General features: G+C 67.2%; 30 protein-coding genes, 1 tRNA gene and 2 pseudogenes. 14 read left to right on the forward strand and 19 right to left on the reverse strand.

From position 1 onward, the window contains the following. Positions 1–56: 56 nt before the first annotated feature. The 4 genes from IBX18_RS00060 to IBX18_RS00075 form a co-directional block, all read right to left on the reverse strand. Positions 57–569, reverse strand: coding sequence for a hypothetical protein (locus IBX18_RS00060; RefSeq protein ID WP_194831797.1), 513 nt, complete (start codon positions 567–569; stop codon positions 57–59). A gap of 78 nt (positions 570–647) precedes the next feature. After that, on the reverse strand, positions 648–866 hold the full coding sequence (locus IBX18_RS00065; RefSeq protein ID WP_194831798.1) for a hypothetical protein: 219 nt from the start codon (positions 864–866) through the stop codon (positions 648–650). After that, on the reverse strand, positions 863–1,117 hold the full coding sequence (locus IBX18_RS00070; protein ID WP_194831799.1) for a hypothetical protein: 255 nt from the start codon (positions 1,115–1,117) through the stop codon (positions 863–865). The genes IBX18_RS00065 and IBX18_RS00070 overlap by 4 nt, the downstream gene beginning before the upstream one ends. After that, positions 1,114–1,362, reverse strand: coding sequence for a hypothetical protein (locus IBX18_RS00075; RefSeq protein WP_194831800.1), 249 nt, complete (start codon positions 1,360–1,362; stop codon positions 1,114–1,116). Before IBX18_RS00075 ends, IBX18_RS00070 begins: the two co-directional genes overlap by 4 nt. Positions 1,363–2,042: 680 nt before the next feature. On the opposite strand from IBX18_RS00075, the pseudogene IBX18_RS41850 reads away from it, so the two are divergent. From IBX18_RS41850 to IBX18_RS00085, 3 genes and pseudogenes are all read left to right on the forward strand, one after another. Beyond that, positions 2,043–2,225, forward strand: a pseudogene (locus tag IBX18_RS41850) (helix-turn-helix domain-containing protein); the annotation flags it as partial. A 105-nt stretch (positions 2,226–2,330) separates the two neighbouring features. Continuing rightward, entirely contained in the window at positions 2,331–3,194 is an 864-nt protein-coding gene (locus IBX18_RS00080) for an XRE family transcriptional regulator (protein WP_228540562.1), read from the forward strand. A 9-nt stretch (positions 3,195–3,203) separates the two neighbouring features. Further along, positions 3,204–3,461, forward strand: a pseudogene (locus IBX18_RS00085) (tyrosine-type recombinase/integrase); the annotation flags it as partial. Positions 3,462–3,550: 89 nt separating this feature from the next. Here the strand turns inward: IBX18_RS00085 and IBX18_RS00090 are convergent. From IBX18_RS00090 to IBX18_RS00110, 5 genes are all read right to left on the reverse strand, one after another. Beyond that, positions 3,551–3,626 (reverse strand) — tRNA-Ala (locus IBX18_RS00090). A 99-nt stretch (positions 3,627–3,725) separates the two neighbouring features. Next, positions 3,726–4,880, reverse strand: coding sequence for a gephyrin-like molybdotransferase receptor GlpR (glpR, locus tag IBX18_RS00095; RefSeq protein WP_194831801.1), 1,155 nt, complete (start codon positions 4,878–4,880; stop codon positions 3,726–3,728). A 284-nt stretch (positions 4,881–5,164) separates the two neighbouring features. Continuing rightward, complete coding sequence (locus IBX18_RS00100; protein WP_194831802.1) at positions 5,165–5,815, reverse strand: GNAT family N-acetyltransferase; 651 nt, start codon at positions 5,813–5,815, stop codon at positions 5,165–5,167. 12 nt (positions 5,816–5,827) lie between these two features. After that, positions 5,828–7,087 carry a gephyrin-like molybdotransferase Glp gene (gene glp, locus IBX18_RS00105; protein ID WP_107660952.1) on the reverse strand — a complete coding sequence of 420 codons (1,260 nt, stop codon included), beginning with the start codon at positions 7,085–7,087 and terminating at the stop codon, positions 5,828–5,830. A gap of 130 nt (positions 7,088–7,217) precedes the next feature. Beyond that, on the reverse strand, positions 7,218–8,174 hold the full coding sequence (locus tag IBX18_RS00110) for a UTP--glucose-1-phosphate uridylyltransferase (protein WP_107660953.1): 957 nt from the start codon (positions 8,172–8,174) through the stop codon (positions 7,218–7,220). A gap of 79 nt (positions 8,175–8,253) precedes the next feature. Here IBX18_RS00110 and IBX18_RS00115 point away from each other — a divergent pair, with 79 nt between their 5' ends. The 4 genes from IBX18_RS00115 (at position 8,254) to mscL (ending at position 10,488) form a co-directional block, all read left to right on the forward strand. Next, the gene (locus tag IBX18_RS00115) at positions 8,254–8,850 is read left to right on the forward strand and encodes a 5-formyltetrahydrofolate cyclo-ligase (protein WP_228540232.1); all 597 of its coding nucleotides are present in this window, start codon (positions 8,254–8,256) and stop codon (positions 8,848–8,850) included. A 68-nt stretch (positions 8,851–8,918) separates the two neighbouring features. Beyond that, the gene (locus IBX18_RS00120; RefSeq protein ID WP_135237612.1) at positions 8,919–9,239 is read left to right on the forward strand and encodes an FmdB family zinc ribbon protein; all 321 of its coding nucleotides are present in this window, start codon (positions 8,919–8,921) and stop codon (positions 9,237–9,239) included. 88 nt (positions 9,240–9,327) lie between these two features. Next, positions 9,328–9,978: an SAF domain-containing protein gene (locus tag IBX18_RS00125; protein ID WP_194831804.1), complete on the forward strand. Its 651-nt coding sequence runs from the start codon at positions 9,328–9,330 to the stop codon at positions 9,976–9,978. A 105-nt stretch (positions 9,979–10,083) separates the two neighbouring features. Further along, positions 10,084–10,488, forward strand: a complete 405-nt coding sequence (mscL, locus tag IBX18_RS00130; protein ID WP_107659346.1) for a large conductance mechanosensitive channel protein MscL — start codon at positions 10,084–10,086, stop codon at positions 10,486–10,488. 78 nt (positions 10,489–10,566) lie between these two features. Here the strand turns inward: mscL and IBX18_RS00135 are convergent, their stop codons facing one another. The 7 genes from IBX18_RS00135 to IBX18_RS00165 form a co-directional block, all read right to left on the reverse strand. Beyond that, the gene (locus IBX18_RS00135) at positions 10,567–11,232 is read right to left on the reverse strand and encodes an MspA family porin (RefSeq protein WP_194831805.1); all 666 of its coding nucleotides are present in this window, start codon (positions 11,230–11,232) and stop codon (positions 10,567–10,569) included. Positions 11,233–11,396: 164 nt separating this feature from the next. Then, positions 11,397–12,065, reverse strand: a complete 669-nt coding sequence (locus tag IBX18_RS00140) for an MspA family porin (RefSeq protein WP_194831806.1) — start codon at positions 12,063–12,065, stop codon at positions 11,397–11,399. Positions 12,066–12,127: 62 nt separating this feature from the next. Further along, entirely contained in the window at positions 12,128–12,802 is a 675-nt protein-coding gene (locus tag IBX18_RS00145) for an MspA family porin (protein WP_135237613.1), read from the reverse strand. A gap of 699 nt (positions 12,803–13,501) precedes the next feature. Beyond that, the gene (locus IBX18_RS00150; RefSeq protein ID WP_040739017.1) at positions 13,502–13,996 is read right to left on the reverse strand and encodes a molybdenum cofactor biosynthesis protein B; all 495 of its coding nucleotides are present in this window, start codon (positions 13,994–13,996) and stop codon (positions 13,502–13,504) included. Positions 13,997–14,076: 80 nt separating this feature from the next. Next, on the reverse strand, positions 14,077–15,537 hold the full coding sequence (locus tag IBX18_RS00155; RefSeq protein WP_194831807.1) for a S1C family serine protease: 1,461 nt from the start codon (positions 15,535–15,537) through the stop codon (positions 14,077–14,079). A gap of 250 nt (positions 15,538–15,787) precedes the next feature. Beyond that, positions 15,788–17,242, reverse strand: coding sequence for a HAMP domain-containing sensor histidine kinase (locus tag IBX18_RS00160; protein WP_107659351.1), 1,455 nt, complete (start codon positions 17,240–17,242; stop codon positions 15,788–15,790). 10 nt (positions 17,243–17,252) lie between these two features. Continuing rightward, positions 17,253–17,939, reverse strand: coding sequence for a response regulator transcription factor (locus tag IBX18_RS00165; RefSeq protein WP_135233448.1), 687 nt, complete (start codon positions 17,937–17,939; stop codon positions 17,253–17,255). A gap of 363 nt (positions 17,940–18,302) precedes the next feature. On the opposite strand from IBX18_RS00165, the gene IBX18_RS00170 reads away from it, so the two are divergent. From IBX18_RS00170 to IBX18_RS00200, 7 genes are all read left to right on the forward strand, one after another. Continuing rightward, positions 18,303–21,152: a sensor histidine kinase KdpD gene (locus IBX18_RS00170; RefSeq protein WP_194831808.1), complete on the forward strand. Its 2,850-nt coding sequence runs from the start codon at positions 18,303–18,305 to the stop codon at positions 21,150–21,152. After that, a complete protein-coding gene (locus IBX18_RS00175) occupies positions 21,149–21,556 on the forward strand; it encodes a roadblock/LC7 domain-containing protein (RefSeq protein ID WP_107659354.1) in 408 nt (135 codons plus the stop codon). Before IBX18_RS00170 ends, IBX18_RS00175 begins: the two co-directional genes overlap by 4 nt. A gap of 7 nt (positions 21,557–21,563) precedes the next feature. Next, positions 21,564–21,935, forward strand: coding sequence for a DUF742 domain-containing protein (locus IBX18_RS00180; protein ID WP_107659355.1), 372 nt, complete (start codon positions 21,564–21,566; stop codon positions 21,933–21,935). Then, entirely contained in the window at positions 21,925–22,557 is a 633-nt protein-coding gene (locus tag IBX18_RS00185) for an ATP/GTP-binding protein (protein ID WP_370465408.1), read from the forward strand. The genes IBX18_RS00180 and IBX18_RS00185 overlap by 11 nt, the downstream gene beginning before the upstream one ends. A gap of 90 nt (positions 22,558–22,647) precedes the next feature. Continuing rightward, positions 22,648–23,406, forward strand: coding sequence for an MHYT domain-containing protein (locus IBX18_RS00190; protein ID WP_194831809.1), 759 nt, complete (start codon positions 22,648–22,650; stop codon positions 23,404–23,406). A gap of 69 nt (positions 23,407–23,475) precedes the next feature. Continuing rightward, positions 23,476–24,492 carry a glycoside hydrolase domain-containing protein gene (locus IBX18_RS00195; protein WP_194831810.1) on the forward strand — a complete coding sequence of 339 codons (1,017 nt, stop codon included), beginning with the start codon at positions 23,476–23,478 and terminating at the stop codon, positions 24,490–24,492. A gap of 450 nt (positions 24,493–24,942) precedes the next feature. Beyond that, entirely contained in the window at positions 24,943–25,167 is a 225-nt protein-coding gene (locus IBX18_RS00200) for a hypothetical protein (protein WP_107659358.1), read from the forward strand. Positions 25,168–25,233: 66 nt separating this feature from the next. On the opposite strand, the gene rpmF is transcribed toward IBX18_RS00200, so the two are convergent. Genes rpmF through mrf form a run of 3 tightly spaced genes read right to left on the reverse strand, consistent with a single transcriptional unit; the run spans position 25,234 to position 26,991 of the window. Further along, positions 25,234–25,407, reverse strand: coding sequence for a 50S ribosomal protein L32 (rpmF, locus tag IBX18_RS00205; RefSeq protein ID WP_107659359.1), 174 nt, complete (start codon positions 25,405–25,407; stop codon positions 25,234–25,236). Between the two features lies 1 nt (position 25,408). Continuing rightward, positions 25,409–25,672, reverse strand: a complete 264-nt coding sequence (locus IBX18_RS00210; protein WP_194831811.1) for a type B 50S ribosomal protein L31 — start codon at positions 25,670–25,672, stop codon at positions 25,409–25,411. Continuing rightward, positions 25,669–26,991, reverse strand: coding sequence for a ribosome hibernation factor-recruiting GTPase MRF (gene mrf, locus IBX18_RS00215; protein ID WP_194831812.1), 1,323 nt, complete (start codon positions 26,989–26,991; stop codon positions 25,669–25,671). The genes IBX18_RS00210 and mrf overlap by 4 nt, the downstream gene beginning before the upstream one ends.

The raw sequence follows: 26,991 nt of genomic DNA on the forward strand, positions 1-26,991 counted from the left end.
CCCCGGTGTATGGAACTCAAGGGAAGGGAGTCGAGCAGCCTCCCGCCACGTGACAGTTAGGACTCGCCGCGGCGTTTAGCTTCATGGTCGGTCGCATATTCACGCAGCGCCGCAGCTGCGTAGGAGAACATGCCGTCGTAACTGTTAGGCGAGTAGTTGATCATGTCGTTCATCAACGCCCAAGCCGATATCTCGTCCTCATCCTCGGTGTCACATTCGAGGGCGGGATTCACCTTGTCATAAAACGTGTCTTCATCATCCGCCCAATCCCATTCAATCCAACGAGCGCCAGCAAACCTCACGTAGCATTCGCCGACGAAGCAGATGAAGGCGTCACCCCAGTCGGAGATTTTTGCGGTAGCCATGTCGGGAAACAACTCTGCGACGATGGGGTTAAGTCGCTTTATCTCTGATGAGTCTTCCGGCCACGGCTCAGACGGAAAGTCGGTTACGCCCGCGTAGTCCATGAACTTCTGAGCTTGCGCCGTGCGGCGTTCGGGGTCGACCCACTTACCCCACTCGGTCCGCTCGACACCAAGGTCCATACTCAATTGTTCGTCGTCACCCACGGGCTACCCCTCTCGTCGTGGCCCGAACGAGCCAGTGTCGCGCGTCCACGGGTCAAGATACAAGCAACTCACCTTCGTTCATGGTCCGTCGTAGAGTCGTTCGCCCGGCAATCGACGTAAACCTGTTGTGTCTCCGGCGATTACGTCGACATCATCTATAAAGTGCCGCTGGCGTTGCTCCTGAAGGAAGAACAGCGCCGAGGTAAGGCATGCTGCGAAGTCGAGCGATTCGCCCCGCAGCGTGACGCGTAGGTGGACGTCCGGCTCCTCGGGGTGCGGGGACTGGCGTGTGCTCACCTCCGCACCTCCGCGCTGGTGCAGGATTCGATATCGAGTGAGGCCAGTTCCCGGTGCGCGACCGGCGCCAGCCGCCACGACCGCGCGACCTGCACGTAGCCCTCCTGTTGAAGCCAGGTCATCGTCCGCGCGATGACGCGGCTCGAACGCCCCAAATCTGCTGCCAGGTCATCGATATCGTGGGCTCGTCCGTCGTCCATCGCGCGCATGACCAACAGCTGAGTCTTGGTGAGCTCGCCCCGGTCCCTCATGACGACGCCGCCGCTTCGGATGTGTCAGCAACCGCGACGCGGTCATCAACGACCCGGACTTCGCCCAGCGGGCATTCACCCGACATGCCGAGATGTGCGCCGATCACTCCGTCGACTACCGATACCGTCACCCCGCATTCGCGGGACGGGCACGTCACTGCCATCAAAGTGACTGTGGCTGCACGGAATACCGCTGCCCGACATTGCGACAGCAGCACCGTGCGGTCGGTCGCTTCATCAGACACGATGCACCGCCAACGATCGCGGATCGCGATTGATACCGGTGCACGCCAGTATCGAATGCACTACGGCCCTGCCCGAGGGACGGAATGTGTTGCGAGGTAGTTCAATCCATCGCCTGCTGCCGCCTCCGGGTTCTGCTGTCGGCGACGGCAAAGGGATTGCCCCCTCCCGAACGATCATCACGTTCAGCCGGAACAAGTCGTTGAATACACGTGTGTCGTCATCGGGCACATCGGGCCGAACCAGGAAACTCCACCGGTTCGAGCCGACGTGGGCGACTATCGGGCCGACTGCTACGCCGTGGCGCTGCATGTGTTGGCGCAGAACGCTTCCCAACGTTCCGGGCATGGTCAGTGCGCCGCAACTCCCGGCAAGGAAGGTGATGGGCTCGGAGCCGGGCGGGTCGATGTTGGCGGCCAGTCCGCACACCAGGCGGTAGTAGACGCATCGAGAGACTGGTGTATCCCCAAACGAAATGTTCTTCATCGGCTTTAGGCCCCCTGCTCGCGTGGAGTGGATTAGGTGGCCCGGCCCCTAGCGGTTTGGAAGGGTGAGGGTGACTCGGTCCGACTCGAGGCACCTACCGGGCACCAATTCAGACAACCACCGCGTATGCCTGGGATTGCATGGGTTCGCGTCTACATGCGTCTACAGGCCCCCCAGCGGCGGTTAGGCTGGGACTGTGGAGTCTGACGCCACTATCCCCAACGGTGCCCAGCTCCGTGCTGCGCGTGAAGCCGCTGGGTTGAGTCTGTCGGCGCTGTCAGCTCGCACGCATTACAGCAAGCCATACCTTGGTCTGCTAGAGACTGGACAGCGCCCGATCTATCCGGAGCATGTCAGTGCCTACTCTGACGCGCTGGGGCTTGGCTCAGCGCTGTTTGTCGAGCCAGCCGATGGGGAACAGGCAGCGGCGGAATGGGTCCATCGGGTAGCGGCGTCGGATCTAGGTGGAGACACCCTCGACCGCTTGGAGTTGTCTGTCGACGACTTGGCTGCGGCGTACCCGACAACTCCTCCGAGCGAATTACTCCTCCGCATACGGCAGCATCTCGGCTACGCCGGACGCTTGATGGACAGCCGCAAGACTTTGCCACAGCACCGCCGGTTACTCATCACGGTCGGCTGGCTCTCGCTACTGGCGAGCACATGTCATATCGACTTGGGCGAGTCATCCGCTGCTGCGGCACGCGGGCACCTCGCATGGAAGTTGGCGGACGAAGCCGGACACCCCGAGATCGCAGCATGGTGCCTGGAGACACGGGCATGGCAACAGTTGACCAATGGCAAGTTCGCAGCGGCGGCCGAATTGTCCCGCGCGGCACAGGCCCTTGCCCCGGAGAACAGTTCGGCGTTCATCCAAGCGACTGCCCAGGAGGGCCGCGCACTGGCACGACTAGGCGACAGCAAGGGCACCTACGGCACGTTGCGGCGGGTAGCCAGGCTGGTGTCCGGACTGAATACTCCCGATCGACCAGAGCACCACTTTCGCTACGACCCTGCGAAATCGGATGCCTACGTGGCCACCACACTTGCGTGGCTTGGCGACCCGGCAGCGGAGTCCTACGCCCGGCACGTACTCGCCGACCTCATGGGCGCTGCGACAGCCCGGCCTCGCCGAATCGCCTCGGCCAACTTGGATTTGGGACTGGCCCTGGTCGCCGCCGACAAGCCGGACGAGGCGGCGAATGTCGCACTCACGGCCGTCACATCAGGCCGATTGGTTCCATCGAACTACTGGCGCGTGTCCGAAGTTGTCTCCGGGATCGAGGATCGCGACGCAGCCGACGCGATGACCCTCCGCGAAGCGTTCCGAGACACCTATCCGCACTGAGGCCCTGATCCGGGACGCTCCCGCAACGTCGGGCATGAATGGCAGCGGGTTCGCGACGCGTTGGGCATTCCGGACGACGTGACGGCGCACAGCTTCCGTGGCGCGGTGGCGACGATTCTCGATGACGCTGGCTTGTCTGCGCGAGTGACGGCGGATGTCCTGATGCACGTCGACCCGGCCATGACCCAACGGCACTACATGGCACGTGGCCGAGTTCACCGGGCAGCTGCTGAAGCCCTCGATAGGGCCGTGAGCGGTCAGAGATGACCAAGACCGCATTAGTTGGGACTTAGTTGGAAGATCAGCCACCGCGAAGGAAGTCCAGAAACCAAAAATCCCAGCCTGAGCTGGGATTTTGGTGGAGCTAAGGGGAATCGAACCCCTGACCTTCTCGATGCGAACGAGACGCGCTACCAACTGCGCTATAGCCCCGTGCGGCTCCGGGGAACCGCGCTCAGTCACTCTAGCAAAGGTTGTTGCGAGACTCCGAATCGTGCGGTTTACCTGGGATTATGCGGAGTCACGCTGGTGTCATTCGCCGGCGGCGCGGCGCATGTCGCCGCCGCCGGTGCGGTCGCGGAGGGCGCGGGCGGTGGCGGGGTCGAAGGGGTCGAGGTGGTCGAACATGGGGTCTTCGTCGTCGGTTTCGAGGAGGGCGGAGCGGCGGCGCAGGGCGCGGGCGGTGTCGCGGTCCATGGCGGCGCGGGCGGCTTGGGTTTGCCGGGGGCCTGCGCGGTGTTCGCCGAGTTGTTCGGCGCGGCTGAGGCGGGCGGCGCGGCGGCGGCGGATGTCTTCTTCGATGCGTACTTGCTTGCGCAGGTAGGTGAGGTAGCCGATGAGGACGAAGGAGGACAGGCCGCTGCCCCACCAGAAGTGTGGGCTCACCGCGACGGCGAGTCCGCCGCATAGCAGTCCGGCCAGGACGAGGCCGAGGACGGCGCGCTGACGGAAGGTGTAGCGGGCGGCGCGGGCGATGGCGTCGGCTTCGGGGTCGTAGCCGCCGCGGCCGCGCCGGGTGGGCACGTAATCGAGGTCGTCGGCTTCGTCGTCGAGGTAGTCGTCGTCGTGGGTGACGCGGGCGGGCGCGGTGGAGCGCGCGGGCGGTATCCGGGCCGCGGTCGGTTCGGTGCGCTCTTCGCCCACTACGTCATCATCGGCCGCGTCGTCGTGCGGCGCAGCCGGTTCGTCCACGTCGGCGGATTCGGTGTCGGCGGTGACCGTTTCGGTGTCGGCCGCCTCGGCGTCCGCGTCGGCCTGCGCGAGTTCGGCGTCGTCCAGCTCGGCGTCGCTCAGTCCGGCGTCGGCGAGTTCGGTGTCGTCCAGCTCGGCGTCGGCGAGCTCGGCGTCAGCGATGTCGGGATCAGGGTGGGGCACCGCGCCTTCGGTGATCGCGGGCAGGTCACCTTCGGTGACGGGTTCGTCGGCCGGTGTTGTCATCCGGTCCTCCGCATCATCGCTGTGGGGATGCTTTCTCTGTGCGCGGCGTGGCCGCCAATTGGGGTCGGTTTCGTGGCCTGCGGCGGGTCCACTCTTGGTGCGCCGCTTGGAATCTCCGCGGACGAGCACCCGGGTGGCGAGTGCCGCGTCGGTGGTCCGCCGAATCCTCGGGTGCCGGTCGGCGAGGATGGGGAACAGGACGAAGACCCAGAGCACTACCAGGCCGATCCACAGAATCGAATTCGGCATTGCCGTCAGCACCTCCGTCCCGGCCTGGTGTGGTCCGTTCGGCCGGCGAGCGGTGCGCAGCACGCCCCGCGTCCGCCCGGCTTCCATCCGTCGCTGCGGCGTGGTCGCCGGTCGCCTCGCAGGCTCCCTGCCGGGGGTGCAGGACGCACCTCCGACGTCCGTAGGTTAATTCCGTGACGCGTCGAGATCCGGCAGGCGCGCCGTGCACATACGCCACACCTGTCACAAAGCCACCAATTCTTCCGCGCGTCGGATGCGCCGGGCGTGTCCGTATTGCACGATTCTCAGGGCAGAACGGCCCGGCCCTCGCGGACGAGCCGGTCGACGACCGTGCCCAAGACCTCTTCCACGGTGATGCCGACCAGCAGGTGATCGCGCCAGGCGCCGTCCACGTCGAGGTAGCGGCGCAGCAGCCCTTCCTCCCGGAAACCGACATTACGCAGGACCGCTTGACTGGCCAGGTTTTCCGGCCGCACCGTCGCCTCGACCCGATGCAGGCCGACCTGCCCGAAGCAGTGGTCGAGGCCGAGCGCCAGCGCCGCGGTCGCGACACCCTGGCCGCTGAGATCCTTGGCCACCCAGTAACCGATCCAGCCGGAACGCAGCGCGCCGCGCACGATATTGCCGACGGTCAACTGCCCGCTGAACGCGCCGTCCACCTCGATCACCAATGGAATCATCGCCCCACGCCGCGCTTCGGCCTTCAGGCTCGACCACAGCGACGGCCAGTTGGACGCGTGGTTGCGCGCCTCCCAGGCCCCGCGACCGGTGGGCTCCCACGGCTCCAGATGGGCCCTGTCCCGCAATCGGATTCGGCTCCACGCGGCGGCGTCGCGCAGCCGCACCGGGCGCAGCGTCACCTGTCCGGCCCCGACGCGCACCGGACCGAGCCGCGCGGGCCAGCCCGGATGCTGCGTCACCCGGAACACGTTCATCGCCTCCACGCCTCAGCCGCGCTGGGCGAGGAAAGCGACCCTGACCTCGTCACCGGTGCGGATCTCGGTGTCGTCGGGGTCTATCACGATCAAACTGTTCGCCTCGGCGAGCGTGGCGAGCAGATGTGACGAGGCGCCCGCGCCGCCGCCGAGCGGTTGCACGAGGTAGTCGCCGGTGGCCTCGTCGCGCATGAGTTGCGCGCGCAGATAACCCTTGCGACCGGCCATCGAACTGATCGGGGTGATGGTCCTGGCCATGATGATCCGCCGCATGGGATGCCTGCGCCCCAAGGCGATTCGGATCAGCGGACGGACCATCACCTCGAAAACGACCAGCGCGCCGACCGGGTTGGACGGCAGCAGGAATGTGGGCACCTCGTCGCGGCCGAGCCTGCCGAAGCCCTGCACCGAACCGGGATGCATGGCGACGCGGGCTATTTCGAGTTCACCGAGCCCTTCGAGTGCCTCGCGCACCTGATCCGAGGCCCAGCCGCCCACCGCGCCCGCGATGACGACGACCTCGGAGCGCACCAGCTGCCCCTCGACCACGTCGCGCAACCGGCGCGGATCCGTGCTCACGATGCCGACCCGGTTGACGTCCGCGCCCGCATCCCTGGCCGCGGCGGCCAGCGCGTAGGAGTTCACGTCGTAGACCTGGCCGGGGCCGGGTGTGCGATCGATATCGATGAGCTCACCGCCGACCGAGATCACCGACAACCGCGGCCGCGGATGCACGAGCACCTTGTCCTGTCCGACGGCCGCTAGTAGTCCCACCTGGGCCGCGCCGATGATGGTGCCCGCGCGCACCGCGACATCGCCGGGCTGCACATCGTCGCCGATGCGCCGCACGTAGTCGCCGGAGCGAACCGGTTCGTAGATCTTGATCTTCGCGCGGCCGCCGTCGGTGAAGTCCAAGGGCAGCACGGCATCCGCGAGCGTCGGCAGCGGTGCGCCGGTGTCGACACGCACAGTCTGGCGCGGCTGCAGCCGGATCGGCTGACGCGATCCGGCGATCACCTCGCCGACCACCGGCAGCGTGAGGTCGACCAGTTCGTCGTCCTCGTTGCGAATGTCGGTGCCCGCGGCGGCCACATCGACACTGCGCACCGCGTAGCCGTCGATCGCCGCCTGATCGAATCCGGGCAGCGGTCGTTCGGTGACGACGTCCTCGGCACACAGCAGGCCCTGGGCCTCGGAAATCGCGACCCGGACCGGCCGAGGCGCGACCGCCGCGGCGGTCACCTTGATCTGCTGATCCTCAACCGAGCGCATCCAGCCCTTCCTGATCTCTTCGCACACCACCGATCGCACCGCGCGATATCGCTTCGGCACAACCAATTAGCGCACGCGACGGTGAACCATCATTCGTACCCGACGGTCCACTGTCGACGAAACCCACGCCTCAGTCGTAGGTGGTCAGCTGCGGATCCCAGTCGGGACCGAGCCGATGCTCCAGCCACTCCCGAAGGGCAGGGCCGTATTCGTCACGTTCCAAAGCGAAATCGACCGCAGCACGAAGATAGCCGCCCGGGTTGCCCAAATCGTGGCGCGACCCACGGTGCACCACGACATGAACCGGATGATCCTCGGCGATGAGCAGCGCGATGGCGTCGGTGAGTTGCAATTCACCGCCCGCGCCCGGCTCGATTCGGCGCAGCGCGTCGAAAATGGCGCGGTCCAACAGGTATCGGCCGGCGGCGGCGAAGGTGGACGGCGCGTCGGCGAGCGCGGGCTTCTCCACCATGCCCTTGACCCGCAGCACATTCGGATTCACCGCGTCCGGCACGGTCGCCACGTCGAACACGCCGTACGCGCTGACCTCGTCCTTGGGTACGTCGATGGCGCAGAGCACGGTGCCGCCACGCTTGCGGCGCACCCGGCACATCACGTCCAGCACGCCGGAGGGCAGCACCAGATCGTCGGGGAGCAGCACGGCGATGGCGTCTTCGTCGTCGTCGAGGGCGGCCTCGGCCTGGGCGACCGCGTGGCCGAGGCCGAGCGGTTCCTCCTGCACCACCGAGGTCACATCGAGCAGCCCCGGTGCCTTGCGGACCTTTTCGAGGAGCTGGAATTTGCCGCGCTCGGCGAGGGTGCTCTCCAACACCAGGTCTTCCACGAAGTGCGCGACCACACCGTCCTTGCCCGGCGAGGTGACGATCACCAAACGCTCGGCACCGGACTCGGCGGCCTCGGCGGCGACCAGTTCGATGCCGGGGGTGTCGACCACCGGGAGGAGTTCCTTCGGCACCGTTTTGGTCGCGGGCAGGAACCGCGTTCCCAGCCCGGCGGCGGGCACTACGGCCGTGCGGAAGCACGAAGCCAGCGTGGCATCGCCGGATTGTCCGGCCTTTGCTGTCATGCGCATACCCTATCCATCGTCACAGCCCCTGACTCGACGTCGAGCCGACCGGTATTCCGGTCAGCCTATGGTGATCGACATGGAGATGCCCGGTGAGCGCGAAAAACATGCATGGCGCACCGAAATTCTTGCTCGACGGGCGGCGATACCGGCCGCGGAGCACGCTGCGGAGGTCGCGGGCCTGGTCACGGCGGTCGGGCGGCTCGACGTGGGCGAATGGGTCTGCGCGTACGTGCCGATGCGTGGCGAACCGGGATCGACCGAGATGCTCGACACGTTGCGGGCGGCGGGTGCGCGGGTGCTGGTACCGGTCACCGGTCCGCCGGGACCGTTGAACTGGGCGGAGTACACCGGCCTGGACAGCCTGCGGCGAGCCAGGTTCGGCCTGCTCGAACCGACCGGCGAGGTGCTACCGACCGATGCGATCGGCCGCGCGGATCTGGTCCTGGTCCCGGCGCTCGCGGTGGACCGGCGCGGTGTCCGGTTGGGTCGTGGGGCGGGTTATTACGACCGGACGCTGGCCGCGGCGGCACCGCAGGCGCGGCTGGTCGCGGTGGTCCGGGACGACGAGCTGGTCGACCGGCTGCCCGAGCAGCCACACGACGTGCGAATGGGCTGGGCACTGACCCCGCGCGGCGGTCTGCACCGGCTTGTCGAAGATCACGCCGCGGAATGAAAGGTAGATTGGCAACGTTGGCACTGTCGGCTGTAGAGTGCCAGATGACGAAACCCGCGGAGGATGCTGTGCCAACTTACTCGTATGCGTGCACCCAGTGTGACAACCGCTTCGACATCGTTCAGTCCTTTTCCGACGATGCGCTGAGCGTGTGCCCGGAGTGCTCCGGAAAGCTGCGCAAGCTGTTCAATTCCGTCGGCATCGTGTTCAAGGGCAGCGGCTTCTACCGCACCGACAGCCGCAGCGGCGCGTCCACCGCGAGCGAGCCGGCCAAGTCCGACAGCGGTTCCAACGGCTCGAAGGACTCGAGCTCGTCGAGTTCCACCAGCTCCGATTCCAGCTCGTCCAACGGCAGCAGTGCGACCACCAGCACCGCTGTGGCCAGCTGATTCGTCGAGTTATCCCCAGCCGCTCAGTTATCCACAGCTAGCCCCTTTTCCGGCCTGGCGGGTGCGCGCACAGTCATAGGCTTTCGCCATGACTCGATCACCCGCCGAGCTCGGTCGTCAGCGCTTCGGAGTATGGCGTCGACCGCCCTGGGCCGACAGCTTGCTCGCCCGGCGGCTCGGCGCCGCAGTCCTGATCGTGCTGGCGATCGCCTTGTTCCTGCGCGGTGATCCCGGCGCGGAACGAACCTCCGTCGTGGTCGCCGGACGTGATCTCGCGCCGGGGCACGTGCTCGCCGCGAGCGATCTGCAGTCGAGTCCACGCGAAGCCGCCGCCCTGCCCGCCGGTGTCGTGCGCAATGCCGCCGACGTGATCGGCGCCACCCTGACCGGGGCGATGCGCGGCGGCGAGATATTCACCGACATCCGCGTCGTCGGCCCGCGCCTGGCCGCCGCCGCGACCGGTGCGCGGGACGCGCGGATCGTGCCGATCCGGTTGGCCGACAACGCCGTCGCCGAAATCCTGCGCGCCGGTGACCGAGTCGACGTGGTCGGCGGCGAAGAGCAAGGCGCGCGCCCGGCCCGCACCCTGGCGACCGATGCCGCGGTCGTGCTGGTATCCAGCCCCGGCGACGGACGGGCCGCAAAGGAACGCGTGGTGTTGGTCGCGATGGACTCCGAACACGCGACGGTGGTCGCGGCCGCGTCCCTGCATACCGCGCTCACCGTTGTCTTCCATTGAGTTGTCCACACATTTGCCATCAAGGTCAACTAGCATCGGCGATACCACAGGCGTCGACCGCCGAGCACGACTTTGTCAGCTCCACACGTAGAGGAGATATCGGCAATGCTCAAGGGTTTCAAGGACTTTCTATTCCGCGGAAACGTTGTCGACCTGGCGGTGGCGGTGGTCATCGGCACCGCGTTCGTCGCGATCGTCACCGCGTTCACCAATGGCATCGTCAACCCGATCCTGGCCGTCTTCGGCGGCAGTGACGAACTGGGGCTCGGTTTCCAGCTCGTTGCCGACAAACCCGCGACCTTCGTCCAGGTCGGTCCGATCATCACCGCTGCGATCAATTTCGCGATCATCGCCGCGGTGCTGTATTTCGTGCTCGTGCTGCCCGCCATGCACGTGAAGAGGAAGTTCAGCCCGGAAGCCGTCGAACTCAGCGACGCGGAGGTGCTCATCCAGATCCGCGATCTGCTCGCCGAAGGTCAACGCAGCGCGGGCGGTAAACACGAATCCTGAATTGCTTGCGCGGCAACGAGAAACGGGCCCGTCGCGCGACGACAGACCCGTTTATCTTGGGCGAGTTGATATTCGACGTCAGCCGAGGATGAACGGCTTACCCCACAACGTCATCCAGGTGACGACGGAGTCGGTTTCCACGCTGAGACTGACGAATGCCCGCGCCTGCGCATAGCCGTCACAACCGGACAGGTCGATGACCTCGTCGGCCCAGCTGACCGCTCCGATGTTGCCCTCGAACTGATTACGCGTCGGGTACGCCACACTGCCGAAGTACTCGTCCTGCTCCAGATCCAGCACATAGAACGACTTCGCCTGACCGCGCTCGAGCACCAGCTTGGCACCGGTGACCACCCCGGCGTCGGAATCGATCACGTCTCCGGTCCAGTCCAGATCACCGGTGACACCACCGCCGGCGATGTCCACCTCGCAACCGACGGTGTACCCGGGGAAGATGGAACCGGCTTTGCCACCCGGCGTTCCGGCCAACTCGACCTGCGCCTTCCCCGCCACCCGCGCGGTGCGGTGTCCCGGCACGGCGCCCATGGTCGGCGTGATAGCGACCGACTCGTCGACCAGCGCGAGCCGCACCTCGGTGCCGTCGGCCAGCGTCTTGGTGGTCTCGCCACCGGGCAGCGGAATGAAGATCTCCCCGCTGGCCGCGCCGGTCGAGAGCAGGCCCAACGCGACAGTGGCGGCGACCCCGAGTCCGACGCGGGACGTCAGTTTCTTACGGTTGATCATGGTTGTCGACCCCTAGCGGAACGAATTCTCGGGCAGCGAGCAGAACTGTGCCGACGCGGCTGCCTTCGGGGTGGGCAGTGCCGTCGGCGGCAGACAGCAACAGCAAGCGGACCCGTCGCGGTAGCGACGGGCCCGCTTGACTTGTGCGAGTTGAGTGTTCGGCGTCAGCCGAGGCTGAAGGGCAGGCCCCACAGCGTCACGTACGACATGACGTTGTCGGTCTCGACCTTGACCTTGACGAACGCACGCGCCTGCGCGTAGCCGCCGCAGCCGGACAGGCCGATGGTGGAATCGGCCCAGGTGACCGAGCCGTTAGTGCCCTTGAACGTGATCTGGCTGGAGTGATCTTCGTTGCCGAAGTCGTCGGCCACTTCACGATCGAGCAGGTAGAAGGCCTTCGCCTGGCCGGGGCCGAGGCTCAGGTTGCCGCCACCGTTGACGCCGACGTCACCGTCGCTACCGTCCCATTTGCCACTGGCTTCGACGCCGGCCGAAGCGCCGCCGCCGTCGATGTTGACCTGGCAGCCGACCACGTAGCCCGGACGGATCTTGCCACCCGTGGCGCCGTCACCGGACACCTCGACCCGCGCCGAACCGGACACCCACGCGTTGCGGTGCACCGGGGTCGAGCCCAGGGACGGGTTGATGTTGGCGGATTCGTTGACCAGACGGACCGTCACCACGGTGCCGTCGGACAGCGTCTTGGTGATCTCGCCACCCGGCAGCGGCACGAAGGTGTCCGCGTTCGCGGCACCGGTGGAGAACAGGCCCACGGCGATGGTTGCGGCGGCACAGACACCGGCTGCCCGCGCCACGTTCTTACGGTTGATCATGTGTAATTCCCTCAGGGGTTGAGTTCGTTTCAGCGAGAAGAGTTTTCGACAGTCGACAGTCGTCAGCCAATGCTGAACGGCATCCCGTAGAGGGTGGTCTTCGAGTAGTGGTCACCGATGATCTCGACCACGGTGTAGGAGCGGGCCTGGGCATAGCCCGCGCAGCCCTGGATCTCCATCTCGACGTCCTGGTACTCCACGGAGTAGGAACCCGGCTTGGTGATGTCCTTCAGTTCGATCTGCACGAACTTCACGTCGCCCGGACCGAGGTTGATGCCGAACGAACCACCGAGGCCACCGCTGGTGAGATTGGCGTTGGCCGACAGGCCGAGGCTGATCGCGTCATCGGCGATGCTGACCTGACATCCGATGATGTAGCCGGTGTTCAGCTGCGACGTACCGTGCGTCGAGGAGTTGTTGGTGCCGGGGTTGTTGGTCGCGCCATTCCACGGGCCGACCTTGCCTTCCGGGGTTTCGGTGACATCCGCCGACGCGTTGCCGGAAACCCAGACAACGCGGCCCGCGCCGTTGGCCGCGAGCGACGGCGACACGACGGCATGCTCTCCGGTCCGGGTAATGGTCACACCCGGGCCACTCTTCTGGCCGTCCGGCAACGGCACAAAAACATCGGCGCTGGCGGCGCCGGTCGAAAGCAGGCCCATGGCCACGGCAGCGGCAGCGCCGACGCCCGCTACGCGGGCTCCGCGGCGCAGACCGTTGGTGCGGTTCTCGCTCATACTTCCCCTCATCAGGTTAAAACAGTCAACCTCGACCATCGAGGTTGGACAGGTGGTCCTCGCAGGCCCAGCTCAGTTTGTCGCGCCTTTGTTGCCAGTGTGTAACCGACAATTTAGTTCGGCGCGACGCTCCGGCTGGCGACCGGAACCGAGCCAGGTTCCGCCGGGTCGACACGTACGTGCCGCACCCGGGCCCAGGAAGTCCAGTGTGGGTGGCTCGTGCGAACATTAAACGCTAGGTAACGGCGCTGCAACGCAAGCTTTCGTAAAGATCAATGTGATGTAAATCACATTCGTTAACATGCAAACATCGTTTGACGTGCATTTATTAGTGGCGGAGACAGTCGGGACCGACCGGCCGGTGCTGACGAAGTCACTAAAGCGCCATGCGCTGAATACGGGACAAAGCCGTACATATATCGGCCGAATAACGGCGATGTGAAACAATCACAAGTAAATTACGGCGAGCCAGCTTCTCGATACGTAGCTACTACGTAGATTTAGGCAATCAACCGTGGTGCGGCGGCTTCTGCGCACGCAGCCAATCATCGGACGAGGACTCGTTGCGGGAGTCATCTCCGCGTTCGTCGCTCGTGGTGTCTGGGAGGGTGTCGCCGAATATTTCGGCGAGACGCGCCGCATCCCTCGCCCGGCGAGCGGCCGGACGAGGGATGTCGTCGGAAGAACCGGCGCCCGAAATTATTCGACCAATCCGGACAGTTCGCCGATCACCTTGCTGGCAAGCGGGCCGAGCGTCGCCATTCCGTCGCGCACCGCGGCCCGGGTGCCGGGCAGGTTGACCACGAGGGTGCTGCCGGAAATGCCGGCCACACCGCGCGAGAGGCCGGCGTCGAGCGAACCGGCCACCCGGCCGGACGCCCGCAGCGCCTCGCTGATGCCGGTCAACTCGCGATCGAGCACCTGCGAGGTGGCCTCGGGCGTCACGTCACGCGGGGACATGCCGGTGCCGCCGACCGAGATGACCAGGTCGACACCGCCGATCACCGCGGTGTTCAGCGCGTTGCGGATCTCGACCTCGTCGGCCTGCACCGACACCGACGCGTCGACGAGGAACCCTGCCTCGGTGAGCAGCTCGGTGACCAGCGGGCCGAGCGAGTCAACACCTCCATGCGCCGTTCGATCATCGACGACCACCACCAGAGCACGCCCCGCCACCGGAGCATCGATTTCCATGGTGCTCACCGTAGCGCTTGTGCTGAGAACCTCTGCGGCCGTGTCGAGCAGCGGCGTCCAGCCACCCTGCAGCACCCGCATCATCGGCCGCCGTCCGCGGGCGCACCGGTGAGGGTCACCTCGACGGTCTTGGAGTTACTGCCTCGTTCATCGGTATAGGTGACTTTCACCTTGTCTCCTGGTTGGTGCGAGCGAACCGCGGCGACGAGCGCGTCGCCGGTGTTGATGCTGCGATCGTCGAGTTTGGTGATGATCACGCCTGCGGGGATGCCCGCCTTCGCGGCCGGGCCGTCCGGGGTGGACTCCAGCACCCGTGCGCCGTTGATCGAATCCTGCGCCTGGATCTTGACGCCGATCTGCGCGTAGGTGGCGTGGCCGGTCTTGATGAGCTCGTCGGCCACCCGGCGGGCCTGGTCGACCGGAATGGCGAAACCGAGTCCGATCGAACCGCTCTGCTGCCCGGCGCCGGGCTCGCCTGCGCCGAGGCTGGCGATCGCGGTGTTGATGCCGATGAGCTTGCCGTTGCCGTCGACCAGCGCACCGCCGGAATTACCGGGGTTGATCGCGGCATCGGTCTGGATGGCGTCGATCACCGGGTTCACATTCGGCGAATTCTGCGGGCCCTCGCCCTGCGTCGACACCGGGCGGTTCAGCGCGGAGACGATGCCGGTGGTCACGGTGCCCGCCAGGCCGAGCGGCGAGCCGATCGCCACGACCGACTGACCGACCTGAAGATTCTCCGAGGTGCCGAGCTCGATCGGGGTCAAGCCGGTCTTGCCCTGGACCTTGATGACCGCGAGGTCGGAGACCGGATCGGCGCCGACGATGGTCGCGGGCGCGGAGCTGCCGTCGGCGAACAGCACCTCCATCTTGGCGTTGGGTCCGCCGCCCGCGGCCACGTGATTGTTGGTCAGGATCAGGCCGTCGGAGGACAGCACCACGCCGGAGCCCTCGCCCTCGGCGCGGCTGCTGGCGACCTTGATCATCACCACGCTGGGCAGCACCTTCTGCGCGACCGCCTGGGTCGAGCCCGCCGGGGCGTTGGAGACGTTGTTGACGTTGGGTTTCGGCTGATCGAGCGCGTTGCTGATCGTCGAGCGGCCGTCGTCGGAGTGGGTGGCCAGCGCGCCGACCGCGCCGCCGACGCCACCGCTGACCAAGGCCAGGGCGACCGCGCCCAGCACCAGGCCGGTCCGGAACGGACGCTTGGCGGGCTGAGCCTGCGCCCCGAACGGCGCGCCCTGCTGATCGAACGGCGCGCCCTGGGCCGTCTGCTGATCGAACGGCTGCCCACCGTACTCCGGGCCGGGGAACGGCTGGGTGTGCTGGTGCGGCGGATACTGGCCCATCGAATGCTGCGCCTGGTACGGCGACGGCGGTGCCCCATACGGCCCGTACCCCTGCGGCGAGTAGCCGGCGTCTGGCCCGTACGGCGCGCCGCCGGGGCTTGCCGGTGCGGCCGGGATCTGATCGGTCGGGTTGGGCTGATCCGGTGCGGTGTGCGCCGGCTCGTCCCGCCGGTCCTTCGAATCCTCGGTCATGGACTCCTCGTTTCTCCTCAGCGTCTGCCGACCAGCTTGACGGCGACTACTGAGAGCGGACTGAGACCGTGCTTTCAATTGTCCGAGACTGTGTACCCACTTCGCGCGGCAGTAAGGCCGCCACCCCCGCCACACAATACGGGTCCGGCGCACGCTTCGCGCGCCGTCGAATTCAGCGGATCCCAGTCCCTGGAACACCCGTTATGCGGATCTCGTATTCCTCCGAGCCCCGCTTTGTCCAGCGCGCGTTTCAGGCCTCCACCGGCCGACCGGCTTCACCGGGCAGGACGATCCGAATTCGCGCGCCACCCCGGCTGGAGGTTTCGATGCCGATCGTGCCGCCGTGTTTGGTCACGACCTGCTTGACGATCGCCAGGCCGAGCCCCGAACCGGGCATGGAGCGCGAGGCGGTGGTGCGGTAGAAGCGCTCGAACACCAGCTCACGTTCGCCGGGCGGAATACCGGGGCCAGCATCGTCGACGGTCAATTCGAGCAAGCCGCGCCCGGTTTCGCGCATCTCGACGTAGACCTGCGCGCCCGCCGGACTCCACTTCGCGGCGTTGTCGAGCACGTTGAGAATCGCGCGCTCGAGGCCTGCCTCGTGGCCGTAGACGAACCAGGGCTGGAACGCCGAGACGAACTCGACCGAGCCACGGCGCCGCCGCGCCCGTTCCAGCGCCCGCTCGGCTACCTCGCCGAGATCGACTCGCTCGTACACGGTTTCGGGCGCGTCCTCGCGCGCCAGATCGACCAGGTCGCCGACCAGATTCGACAACTCCTCGATCTGCGCCATCACATCCGAGCGCAGTTCCGCCATGTCCTCGTCCGGAATGCGCGGGGCGCCGGGCCGACTCGACGCCATCAGCAGCTCGGTGTTCGTGCGCAGCGACGTGAGCGGGGTGCGCAGTTCGTGCCCGGCGTCTGCGACCAGCCTGCGCTGCCGATCCCGTGATTCGGCCAGCGCGCGCAGCATGGCGTTGAAACTCTCGGTGAGCCTGGCGAGTTCGTCGTCGCCGGTCACCGGGATGGGCGTCAGGTCGTCGGTGCGGGCGATCCGCTCGGTGGCGGCGGTCAGCCGTCCGATCGGGCGCAAGCCGGTGCGGCCGACGGCCGTTCCCGCCGCGGCGGCCAGCACGACGCCGCAGCCGCCGACGACGAACAGCAACCACGCGAGACGATCGAGCACGTTGCGGGTCGGCTCCAGCCGCTGCGAAATCACCAGCGTCGCGCCCTCGTTCGTGCGCACCGCGAGCACGCGCTGATTGGCGACGGTGCGCAACGACGAACTGGCCTGGCCGTGGAACACCGCCCACTCCGGCGCCCCGACCGGTGGAATGGTCGCCTGCGGTACCGAATACGGGCCGATGTCGGGATAGATCAGCACGATGCCGGTGTCGGGGTAGAACGCGGTCGCCAGCGCCAGATTCTGCAGATTGAAGCCGTACGGATCGATGGCGGTCACCGCGTTCGCCCTGCTGCGCAGTTCGGTATCCACGTTCGCGTACAGAGCGCGCGCGACCAGCGCGTACGCCGCGATCGAGGTCACCGCGACCGCGATCGCCACCACCGAGGCGGCGAGCAGCGTCACCCGCCAGCGCAGCGAGACGGAGCGGGTGAGCGGGATCGGCGGACGCATCTCCGCCGGATCGGGCGGACGCTGTCCGAGCCCGGCGACCACCGGCCGCTTGGGAACAGTTCGTGCCATGGCCTTCCCCCTACGGGGGCGTCTCCCGCAGCACGTAACCGACACCGCGCACGGTGTGGATGAGGCGCGTCTCGCCCTCGGCCTCGGTCTTGCGGCGCAAATAGCCGATGTAGACCTCGAGCGCATTGCCGGAGGTCGGGAAGTCGTATCCCCAGACCTCCTCCAGGATGCGACTGCGGGTCAGCACCCGGCGCGGATTGGCCATCAGCATTTCCAGGAGGGAGAACTCGGTGCGGGTGAGGCTGATCCCGCGCTCGCCGCGGGAAACCTCGCGGGTCACCGGATCCAGCGACAAATCCGCGAACGTCATTGCCTCCGAAACCTCGCCGGGATCGGCGGTCGTGCGGCGCAGCAGCGCGCGCAAACGCGCGAGCAATTCTTCCAACGCGAACGGTTTCGGCAAATAATCGTCGGCGCCGGCATCGAGTCCGGCAACTCGCTCGGACACCGAATCCCGTGCCGTCAAAACCAAAATCGGAAGATCGTCACCGGTGCTGCGCAAGCGCCTGCAGACCTCGAGGCCGTCCATCCGGGGCATCATCACGTCGAGTACCAAGGCGTCGGGCCGCTGGCTCGTCGCCTTGTCGAGCGCGTCGACACCGTCCACGGCCAGGTCGACGGAGTAGCCGTTGAAGGTCAGTGACCGGCGCAGCGACTCCCGAACGGCGCGATCGTCGTCGACTACCAGAATGCGCATGCGACCAGTTTGACCGTATCGACTGAGAGGTGACTGAGAGGGGACGCTCGACACGCCGCGCCGGGCTCGGCCCGGTACCCGGACACCAGCAGCCGGTCAGCTATCAGCGATCGCACGCCGTATAGATCAATCGTCCAGGAAGTATGTAGACTCACTAACTCAAACAGCGCGAAACCTGTTCCGCGTAGCCATATTCGGCCATCAGCAGACCCAGTACCTTCGGATTGCCGACGGCCATCGAGCACGGTATGTTCCGTGCGGTAAAAAGAAGACCTTGAGTTGGTTCTCGGCGGGTTGATCCAGACTGCTCCTAGACAGCCACCATTCGGGGACCATGCGCGGAGTGGAGGCGACGGAAGCGGAATGGAAGCTGCACCGCGTTCCTGGCAATTCAGCCTGTCCAACATGTCGGTCACGCGCAAGGTCGGCATCGTCCTGCTGCTGCCGGTGCTGCTCGCCTCCGCCTTCGCCGGACTGCGCATCAAGGACGAGCTCGGGGTGATCTCGAAGCTCGACGCGGCTACCGAGCAGGCCCGCATCCTGCGCCCGATGCTCGAATTCGGCGAAGCCACCGAACAACTCGCGATCGCCGCGGTCAACGCCAGGCCCGAGGACCCGATCGACTCGGTCGCCGCCAAGTTCGATCAGGCGGCCATCGATCTGGAAACCGCGCTGCGGACGAAGAAATCCGACGACGGCACCACCAAGGAGCTGCCCGCCGCCATCGCGGTGGCCCGCACCATGCGCAACGGCCTGCGCACCTCCTCCCCCGCGACCATCGGCGGGCAGGTCGACGAGGTCGGCACCCGGATCATCACGGCGATCTCGGTGTCCTCGTCGATCGAAGAGATCGTCATCCAGCGGTACTTCCTGCAGTTGGGCTTGATCGCCAACGCCTCTCGCCTGCTCACCCAGGAGCAGATCATGTCGGCGACCGCGGGCGGCGGCAACCCGGCCGCGCTCGCGGGCATGCTGACCACGCTCGGCGCCGAGATGATGCTGACGTACTCCTATCCGCAGATGAGTCCGTCGTCCGCGACCAACGCGCAGGTGCTGACCGACGCGGTGCAGACCCGTATCGGCGCGCTCAGCCAGAACCCGAACAGCCTCGGCAACAACCCGGTGATCACCGATTCGCTGCGCACCAGCTCCGACGCCTACCGCCAGGCCACCACGGCGCTGCTCGGCACCATCGACTCCAAGCTGGCCGACCGGACCATCGAGCTGCGCAGCGCGGTGCTGCGCGACGTCGCGATCGTGATCACCACCCTGCTCGCCGGTCTCGCCCTGGCCCTCGCGGTGGCTCGCTCGCTGGTCGTGCCGATTCGCCGCCTGCGCCACGACGCGTTGCAGGTCGCGCACGTCGATCTGCCGAACGAGATCGAGGTGGTGCGCACCGGCGGCGCGACGCCGAAGATCACGCCGGTCGATATCCGCACCACCGAGGAGATCGGCCAGCTGGCCCGCGCGGTCGACGATATCCACCAGGCCTCGCTGCACCTGGCCGCCGAGCAGGCGCGCCTGCGGGTGCAGATCGGCAGCATGTTCGAGACCCTGTCGCGGCGCAGCCAATCGCTGGTCGAGCAGCAGCTGGCGCTGATCGAGGACCTCGAGCACGACGAGGACAACACCGAACGGCTGCAAAGTCTTTTCCGCCTGGACCACCTGGCCACCCGGATGCGCCGCAACGGCGACAACCTGCTCGTGCTGGCCGGTACCGCGCTGCGCCGTGGTCAACTGCACCCGGTCCAGCTCTCCGACATGCTGTGGAGCGCGGTCTCCCAGGTCGAGGACTATCAGCGCGTCGAGATCGGCGCCGTCCCGGACGGCATCGTGGCCGGCGAGCCCGCCATCGACATCGAGCATCTGCTCGCCGAACTGATCGACAACGCGCTGCGCTACTCGCCGCCGACCACACCGGTCACGCTGTCGGTCTCGCGCGCCGTCGACGGTGGCTATCTGATCGAGATCATCGACCGCGGCCTCGGTATGTCGACCGAGGATCTGCGCGCCATCAACGACCGGCTGAGCTCCGGTGGCGAGGTCACCGTCGAAACCGCCCGCCGGATGGGTCTTTTCGTGGTGGGCAGGCTGGCGAAGCGGCACACCATCACCGCGAGCCTGCGGCGCACCTCCACCACGGCGCAGCAGCCCGGCGTCACCGCGAGCGTGCACCTGCCCGGCGCGCTGGTCGCGCCGCCGCTGGACGCCACCGACCCGACCGGCAAGCCGCTGGAGCTGACCGGCGACTACGACCTGCCCGCGCAGCCGCGCACCCTGGTGCCGGTGCCGAGCCTGCCGCAGCACACCTCGCCACGGTTCGAGGTGAGCAGCTCCGGTCTGCCGCAGCGCAGGCCGGCCATCCGGGTCGCCGAGCCGCCCGGCCAGCCCGCCGTCTCGGTGTCGACGCGGACCAACACACCCGACACCGATTCCGACGCACAGCCGCCGACGCAGCCGTGGTCGATCAACACCCCGACCGATGATCGTTCCCCCTTCGGCCCGCCGACGGTGGGCGTCAGCGCACCGATCCGAGCGGCCGACGCCGAGCCGGAGCGGCCGGCCGGTCTGTGGGCCGAGCCGGAACCCGAGTCGCCCCAGCGCGAACCGTCCCAGCACGAGTCGGCCGAACGCGAGCCGGAGCCGGAACTGACGGTGCCCCAGCAGCGGGTACCGCGGGAGCCGCAGCAGCGCGAGTCCGACCAGCACCGGGCGGCTGGGCCGAGCGCCGAGCGGGAACCGACTCGCACCACCTCACGCTCGGGCCTGCCCATGCGACGCCCAGCCGCAGTACCGGAACCAGCGCCCAAGCCTGCCCCCGCACCCGAGCGCACCCCCGAGCCCGCGACGGTGACCTCCTCGCGGTTGCAGCCGGTGGCAGGCGCCTCGCCGACCCCGATCTACCAGCGCATGGTGTCGGAGTGGCTGGTCGAGCCCGCGACGTCGCAGGCCGCCGAGAGCACCTGGACCTCGCCCGCCGACGTCGGCTGGACCGCGGCCGAAGAGGCGACCCACCCGACACCTACCGGCCGCACCAGCGGTGGACTTCCTATCCGAACGCCGGGCGCGCAGCTCGTCCCCGGCGGTCTGGCCCAGGCAGACGAATCGGGAGCCCGTGATCCCGAGGAGATTCGGAACAACCTGACCAGGCATCTCAGTGGGGTCCGCAGTGGGCGGGCCAATGCGCAGTACGACGACGGAGGGCTTGCATGACCAACGCGAACAGCACCACGGATGAGAACCTGAACTGGCTGGTCGCCAGATTCACCCGGGACGTACCCGGCGTGTCCCACGCGGTGCTGGTGTCGGCCGATGGCCTGCTGCAGGCGACCAGCCCACACCTGCCGTCGGACCGGGCCGAGCAGCTCGCGGCCGTCACCGCGGGTCTGGCCAGCTTGTCGATGGGCGCGGCGTCGCTGTTCGACGGCGGCAAGGTGATGCAGTCGATCGTCGAGATGCAGCGCGGCTATCTGCTGGTGATGAGCGTGGGCAACGGCTCGCACCTGGCCGTGCTCGCCAACAAGTCGCACGATATCGGGCGGATCGGCTACGAGATGGCGCTGCTGGTCGACCGCGTCGGCACGGTGGTCACCGCCACCGCGCGTACTGCGGTTTGAGCAGGAGATGTCCAATCCCTACGGACCTGGACCCCGACCGACCACGCGCGTCCGACCCTATGCCCTGACCTCCGGGCGTACCGAGCCCGCGGTCGACCTGCCGCTGGAAGCGGTCATCGAGACCCTGTCCTACACTGCGCATCTCGACTGGCCCACCGGTGATGTCCGCACGGATATCCTTCGGCTCGGGACACACCGGCTTTCCGTCGCCGAGATCGCCGCTCACTTGGATCGTCCGCTCGGCATGATCCGGGTGATGATCGGTGACCTCGTGGTAGACGGCATTGTGCGTCTGCATTCGACACTGACTGACGAGGCGAGTTTCGACGAGCGCCGTTCTTTGATGGAGAGGACTTTGCGTGGACTCCGTGCCCTATAAGAAGATCGGGCCCGACACCAACCCCGGCCAGGCCGACGGGGACAATCGGACCGCGTCCACGAAGATCGTGGTGGCGGGTGGTTTCGGGGTAGGTAAGACAACATTTGTCGGCGCGGTGTCCGAGATCGTTCCGTTGCGCACCGAGGCCATGGTGACCCGGTTCTCCGACGGCATCGACGACCTCGCCGATACGCCGGAGAAGGAAACCACCACGGTGGCCATGGATTTCGGCCGGATCATCCTGCCGGGCAACCTGGCGCTGTACCTGTTCGGCACGCCCGGCCAGCGGCGCTTCTGGTTCATGTGGGACGACCTGATCCGCGGTGCGATCGGCGCCGTGGTGCTGATCGATACCCGCAGGCTGGAAGACAGCTTCGCGGCGGTCGACTTCTTCGAGGCGCGTCAGCTGCCGTTCCTGGTCGCGGTCAACCGTTTTCCGAACGCACCCCGCTTCCCGATCGCCGAACTGCGCGAGGCGCTCGCGGTGCGCGAGAGTGTGCCGATCGTCGATATCGACGCGCGCAACGCCAACGAGGTGCGCCAGTCGCTGGCCGCGGTGACCGAGTACGCCATCCAACGCCTCGCCGCGCAGGAGCGCGAACAGGAACAGGCGGTGCTGTGAGCGAGGCTCAGTCGTGAGGGAGCGTCAGCGAGCGAACCAGAGGCACAGGCCCTTGGGCACGACGGAGCCGAGCGTCAGCGAGGTGCAGTCGTGACCTATTTCAGCATGGGTTACTGGATTATCGGTCTGTCCGTTGCGGTTTCCGTGGTCGGTGCGCTGGTCGGCTTCAGTTGCATCCAGCATTCGACCCGCTCGGTGACCTCGAAGTTCCGGGTGGTGTGGCAGGCGTCCGCGGCGATCTCGATCGGCGGGGTCGGCGTCTGGCTACCGGTGTTCGTCTCGATGCTCGGTGTCACGGTGCCGGGCAGCCTGGTCCGCTACGACGTGTGGAGTGTCGCTTCGGGAGCGGTGATCTCGGTGCTCGCGGTGTGGGCCGCGCTGGCCATCATGGGCCGGACACTGAACGTCGCGCGCCTGATCGGTGCCGCGGCGATCATGGGCGGTGGTTTCGGCCTGATGCACTTCCTGGCCTTGGACTCCATGCACATTCAGGGTTCGACCACGATGGCTCCGCTGCTGTTCGCCGGCGCGGTGGCGATCGCGGTGGCGGTCTCGGCGGCCACCCTGTGGTTCACCCAGCCGAGGCGGCCGTTGTCGCTGCTGATCGGCGCGGCGGTGGTGTTCGCGGCCGGAATCACCGGCATGCACTACACCGATCTGCTCGGGCTGGAGGTCGATCTCGCGACGACCAGCGCGACGCCGCCCGGTGAGGATCTGTTCGGGTTCTTCGTGCCCGCGTTCGTGGTCGGCATGCTGTCGCTGGCCGTCCCGATCAGTGCGATCCTGATCGCGCCAGATCGGCGTACCTCGATTCCCGTGCGGGCGCCCGCGCCGAGTTCCGCGTTCTGAGCTGATTCGGGTGGCCAGGGTTCGGCAATGCCGCCGAATTCCCCGTCGACCCGATTTACAGTGAGAGATATGCGTTTCGGTCTCGACTACGCCGGGGGTCGGCCGGGGGGTGCGGCGATCCGCGCGGCGGGTTTCGACTTCGTGGTCCGGTATCTGTCCGACGGTGGTCCCACCCTGCCAGGCAAATTGCTGACCCCGGCCGAGGCGGATGATCTGCGCGCACATGGTGTGTCGATCGCGTCGAACTGGGAGACCACCGCGGCCAGGATGCTGGACGGCTACGGTGCCGGGGTCGTCGATGCGCGGGCGGGCTTGGCGCAGGTGCTGCGCTGCGGTGGCAGGCAGGATCGCCCCATCTACTTTTCCGCCGATTTCGACGCGACACCGCAGGATCAGCAGCGGATCAATGCCTATCTCGACGGCGCCGCGACCGTGCTCGGTCGCGCGAATGTCGGTATCTACGGCGGGTATTGGTCGGTGAGCCGCGCGCTGGATTCGGGGAGCGCGACCTGGGCTTGGCAGACCGACGCCTGGTCGGGCGGCAATGTCGAGACGCGGCGCAATATTCATCAGACGTTGCGCCAGCCGGTGGTCGGTGGCGTGGTCTGCGATCTGAACGTGGCCGAGACAACCGATTTCGGTCAGTGGGATTTTGCCGAGGAGGCGGACGTGACGCCCGAGCAAGATGCAGTTCTGCGCGATATCCAGATCCAGTTGCGCGGGCCGGGCCTGTCGGGCTGGCCGCAGTTGGGCACCGACGAGCAGGGCCGTAATCGCACGCTGGTGGACGGCGTGGCCGCCGCGCTGGCCCGGATCAGCGAGCTGGAGGGCGAGGTCGGTGAATTGCGCACCGAGATCAGCGAATTGGAGGCGACCACCGCCGATCTGACCGAGCAGGTGGAACGATCGTGCGGCCGACGGTGGCCGTGGCCGCTGTCGTTGGTCGAGGGGCCCGCGAACTTGGTGGGTGAGCAGTTGGCGCGACTGGAGTCGATGTTGCCCGATCTGCCCGGTTTGCCGGGGCAGGGTGGGGGTACGCAGCACACATCCAGTAGTGATGAGCTGGATTCGCGGGCCAAGCGGTGAGTCGGCTCGTGCGGGCTGTTGTTCCGCAGGGGCGGAGTGGCGGTGCCGCGGCCGGAATGTTGGCGATGAGCGGGTTCTCTCGGAAACCGGGAGAACCCGCCCTCGTGCACGAGGGTACCGGGGCCAGGACACGACCGCATCACTTCCGGGAGACTTTTCCGCCGCCCAAAAACCAACCAACAGTACGTATTTCACCTGCTAGCTATCGGGTCGCAATCTGATCGTGCACGAGGTTGCAACGTAGCTCCGAACAGGCCGGTAGCTGTCGGATTGCCATTTGTTCAGGGTACCTAACGAAAGTCGGCCATCAACCCGGCGCGACGGCCGGATCGGCCGTTCCACCCCGGCCCGGCGCGTTCGTCACCCACAACAGCACCGTCCGAGTTATCGTCGGCTGGCACATGGCGTTCACTGAGCGCCGCACATCCAGGTTCGTTCGAAGGAGTTCGCATGGCCGTCAACGTGGTGCTCGACAAGGCTCTCGACAAGGCGTACGAGAACAAGTCGCTGAACGAAATCCTCTCCGCTCCGCCCTCGGCCCTCGCCGGTCTCACCGAAGCGCACGACAAGCAGTTGCTGGAAGCGCTCAAGATCAAGACGATCGCCGACCTGGCCAACAACAAGTACTTCCGGCTCGCCGCGACCCTCGCGGACCTCGCCGACAAGGAGGGGTGAGCGAGCTCGGACACACCGACAGCGGGCCCCGCAGGATTTCCTGCGGGGCCCGCTGTTGTTCAGGTATCAGAGTCGATCGAGGTCGATCAGTCCCCTGCGCACCGCCGCGACCAGTCGGCGCGGCACCTTGTGCACCACACCGGCGACGGTCACCGGCACCAGATCCGGCGGCGTCGCCTTCCACTGCGCGCGCCTACTGCGAGTATTGGACCGCGACATCTTCCGCTTCGGAACCGCCATCTCAGCCCTCCCCGCGGCGCGTGCGCTTGCCGTACTTGCGCTCGAACTTCTCCACCCGCCCCTGGCTGTCCAGCACGCGGTGCGCGCCGGTCCAGAACGGGTGCGAGTCCGAGGTCACGTCGACCATCAGCAGCGGATAGGTGTTGCCGTCCGACCACTGCACGGTGCGCGTGCTGGTCGCGGTCGACCGGGTGAGGAACTGCTTGCCGGTGCCCGCGTCCTCGAACACCACCGGGTGGTAGTCCGGATGGATTCCTGATTTCATTTCGCCTCTCCTCTCGGGCTTTTCACGTCTTCGATCGGCAGCGTCGACTCGGTGCTCTCGCACGGATCGGCATGCCAGGCGCCGAACGGGTCCTCCCACTGCGCGACTCGTTCGGGCGCGCGTTCGACCAGGCGCAGCTCGTCGTCCTCCACCAGCGCCCAGTGCAGCGCCTCCCGGATCTCGTTGGGGTCGGCGTCGTGCACCAGGATCACCAGCGAGATGTCCCGGTCGCCGAACTGGTCGTCCCAGCGCAGCGCGGCCATCGCCCGCCGGTCCGGATCCGCCTGCGCGAGTTCGGCTTCCGACATCGCCGCCAGCCAGCGGCCCGCGCTGCCGACGCGCAGGCCGCCGCCCGCGGACTCCAGCCAGGCCACCTCATCGGGCTGGGTGGCCAGCCACATCCGGCCGCGGGCGGTCACCACGCCGTCGAACAGCACGTCGATCGCCTCGTGCAGGCGGCCGGGATGGAACGGCCTGCTTGCCGCGAATTCCAGCAGGGCGACACCGTAATCGCTGGTGAGCGGCGGCTGGCCGCGCAGCAGCGGAGCATGTGCGTCGAACATCCGGCCGCGGCGCGAGTGCGCGGGAATGCGGGTCAGCAGCTCCTCGATCCGGGCCGCGGTGAGCGTCTGCGGGTCGTCCACCCAGGCCACCGGCGCGTCGGGGACCAGCCTGGCCAGCACCGCGCCGAGCTTGCCGCGCTCGACCTCGGTCCCCGCCGCCGCGGGCCCCACTGAGATGACCGCGTCGGCGAATTCGACCTGACCGACGGCCAGTTGCGCCACCGTCCGCTCGTCGTCGGCGCGGGCGAGACCGCGCTCGGCGAGGGTGTCCTCGCCGGTGGCGTCGGCCAGCCACGCGCTCGCGTCCAGGAACGTCAGCACCGCGTCGATGCGCACGTCCCGGCCGGCCGGTCCGTCCACCCGGCTCAGAATGCCTTCCACCACAACGTGTTCGATGGCGTGGCAGACCGCCTCGGCCTCGAAGGCCGGATCCAGCGCCAGCACGATGCGGTCGACCGAATCCCGCGCGGCCAGCGTGCGCAGCAGCGGCAGCAGGTCGATCCGCAGGGTGCAGGAGACACAGCCGTGCGCGAGTTCGAGCACGTCGGACGTCTCGTAGGTCGCGCTGCGCACCGTGCGGTGCACGATCCCCTCGTTCAGTTGTTTCAGGTCGTGATGGACGACCACGGTGCCGGGCGCTTCCTGGCACAGCGCGGTCGCCGCGTACTCGGCGCCCGCCGCGGCGGGCCCGGCGAATCCCGCGAGCACCACGACCGGTGTTCGCCGGTCGGTCTCCGATGGGACCACGGACAGCAC

Source organism: Nocardia sp. XZ_19_369, assembly GCF_015355715.1.
GTDB lineage: Bacteria > Actinomycetota > Actinomycetes > Mycobacteriales > Mycobacteriaceae > Nocardia.

What these genes read in the sequence shown, in the direction of transcription:
- IBX18_RS00070 (WP_194831799.1), bottom strand. Translation starts at nt 1,117, where the DNA reads ATGAGGGACCGGGGCGAGCTCACCAAGACTCAGCTGTTGGTCATGCGC.
- glpR (WP_194831801.1), bottom strand. Translation starts at nt 4,880, where the DNA reads ATGCCGAATTCGATTCTGTGGATCGGCCTGGTAGTGCTCTGGGTCTTC.
- IBX18_RS00100 (WP_194831802.1), bottom strand. Translation starts at nt 5,815, where the DNA reads ATGAACGTGTTCCGGGTGACGCAGCATCCGGGCTGGCCCGCGCGGCTC.
- glp (WP_107660952.1), bottom strand. Translation starts at nt 7,087, where the DNA reads ATGCGCTCGGTTGAGGATCAGCAGATCAAGGTGACCGCCGCGGCGGTC.
- IBX18_RS00110 (WP_107660953.1), bottom strand. Translation starts at nt 8,174, where the DNA reads ATGACAGCAAAGGCCGGACAATCCGGCGATGCCACGCTGGCTTCGTGC.
- IBX18_RS00115 (WP_228540232.1), top strand. Translation starts at nt 8,254, where the DNA reads ATGGAGATGCCCGGTGAGCGCGAAAAACATGCATGGCGCACCGAAATT.
- IBX18_RS00125 (WP_194831804.1), top strand. Translation starts at nt 9,328, where the DNA reads ATGACTCGATCACCCGCCGAGCTCGGTCGTCAGCGCTTCGGAGTATGG.
- mscL (WP_107659346.1), top strand. Translation starts at nt 10,084, where the DNA reads ATGCTCAAGGGTTTCAAGGACTTTCTATTCCGCGGAAACGTTGTCGAC.
- IBX18_RS00135 (WP_194831805.1), bottom strand. Translation starts at nt 11,232, where the DNA reads ATGATCAACCGTAAGAAACTGACGTCCCGCGTCGGACTCGGGGTCGCC.
- IBX18_RS00140 (WP_194831806.1), bottom strand. Translation starts at nt 12,065, where the DNA reads ATGATCAACCGTAAGAACGTGGCGCGGGCAGCCGGTGTCTGTGCCGCC.
- IBX18_RS00145 (WP_135237613.1), bottom strand. Translation starts at nt 12,802, where the DNA reads ATGAGCGAGAACCGCACCAACGGTCTGCGCCGCGGAGCCCGCGTAGCG.
- IBX18_RS00150 (WP_040739017.1), bottom strand. Translation starts at nt 13,996, where the DNA reads ATGGAAATCGATGCTCCGGTGGCGGGGCGTGCTCTGGTGGTGGTCGTC.
- IBX18_RS00155 (WP_194831807.1), bottom strand. Translation starts at nt 15,537, where the DNA reads ATGACCGAGGATTCGAAGGACCGGCGGGACGAGCCGGCGCACACCGCA.
- IBX18_RS00160 (WP_107659351.1), bottom strand. Translation starts at nt 17,242, where the DNA reads ATGGCACGAACTGTTCCCAAGCGGCCGGTGGTCGCCGGGCTCGGACAG.
- IBX18_RS00165 (WP_135233448.1), bottom strand. Translation starts at nt 17,939, where the DNA reads ATGCGCATTCTGGTAGTCGACGACGATCGCGCCGTTCGGGAGTCGCTG.
- IBX18_RS00170 (WP_194831808.1), top strand. Translation starts at nt 18,303, where the DNA reads ATGGAAGCTGCACCGCGTTCCTGGCAATTCAGCCTGTCCAACATGTCG.
- IBX18_RS00175 (WP_107659354.1), top strand. Translation starts at nt 21,149, where the DNA reads ATGACCAACGCGAACAGCACCACGGATGAGAACCTGAACTGGCTGGTC.
- IBX18_RS00180 (WP_107659355.1), top strand. Translation starts at nt 21,564, where the DNA reads ATGTCCAATCCCTACGGACCTGGACCCCGACCGACCACGCGCGTCCGA.
- IBX18_RS00195 (WP_194831810.1), top strand. Translation starts at nt 23,476, where the DNA reads ATGCGTTTCGGTCTCGACTACGCCGGGGGTCGGCCGGGGGGTGCGGCG.
- IBX18_RS00200 (WP_107659358.1), top strand. Translation starts at nt 24,943, where the DNA reads ATGGCCGTCAACGTGGTGCTCGACAAGGCTCTCGACAAGGCGTACGAG.
- rpmF (WP_107659359.1), bottom strand. Translation starts at nt 25,407, where the DNA reads ATGGCGGTTCCGAAGCGGAAGATGTCGCGGTCCAATACTCGCAGTAGG.
- IBX18_RS00210 (WP_194831811.1), bottom strand. Translation starts at nt 25,672, where the DNA reads ATGAAATCAGGAATCCATCCGGACTACCACCCGGTGGTGTTCGAGGAC.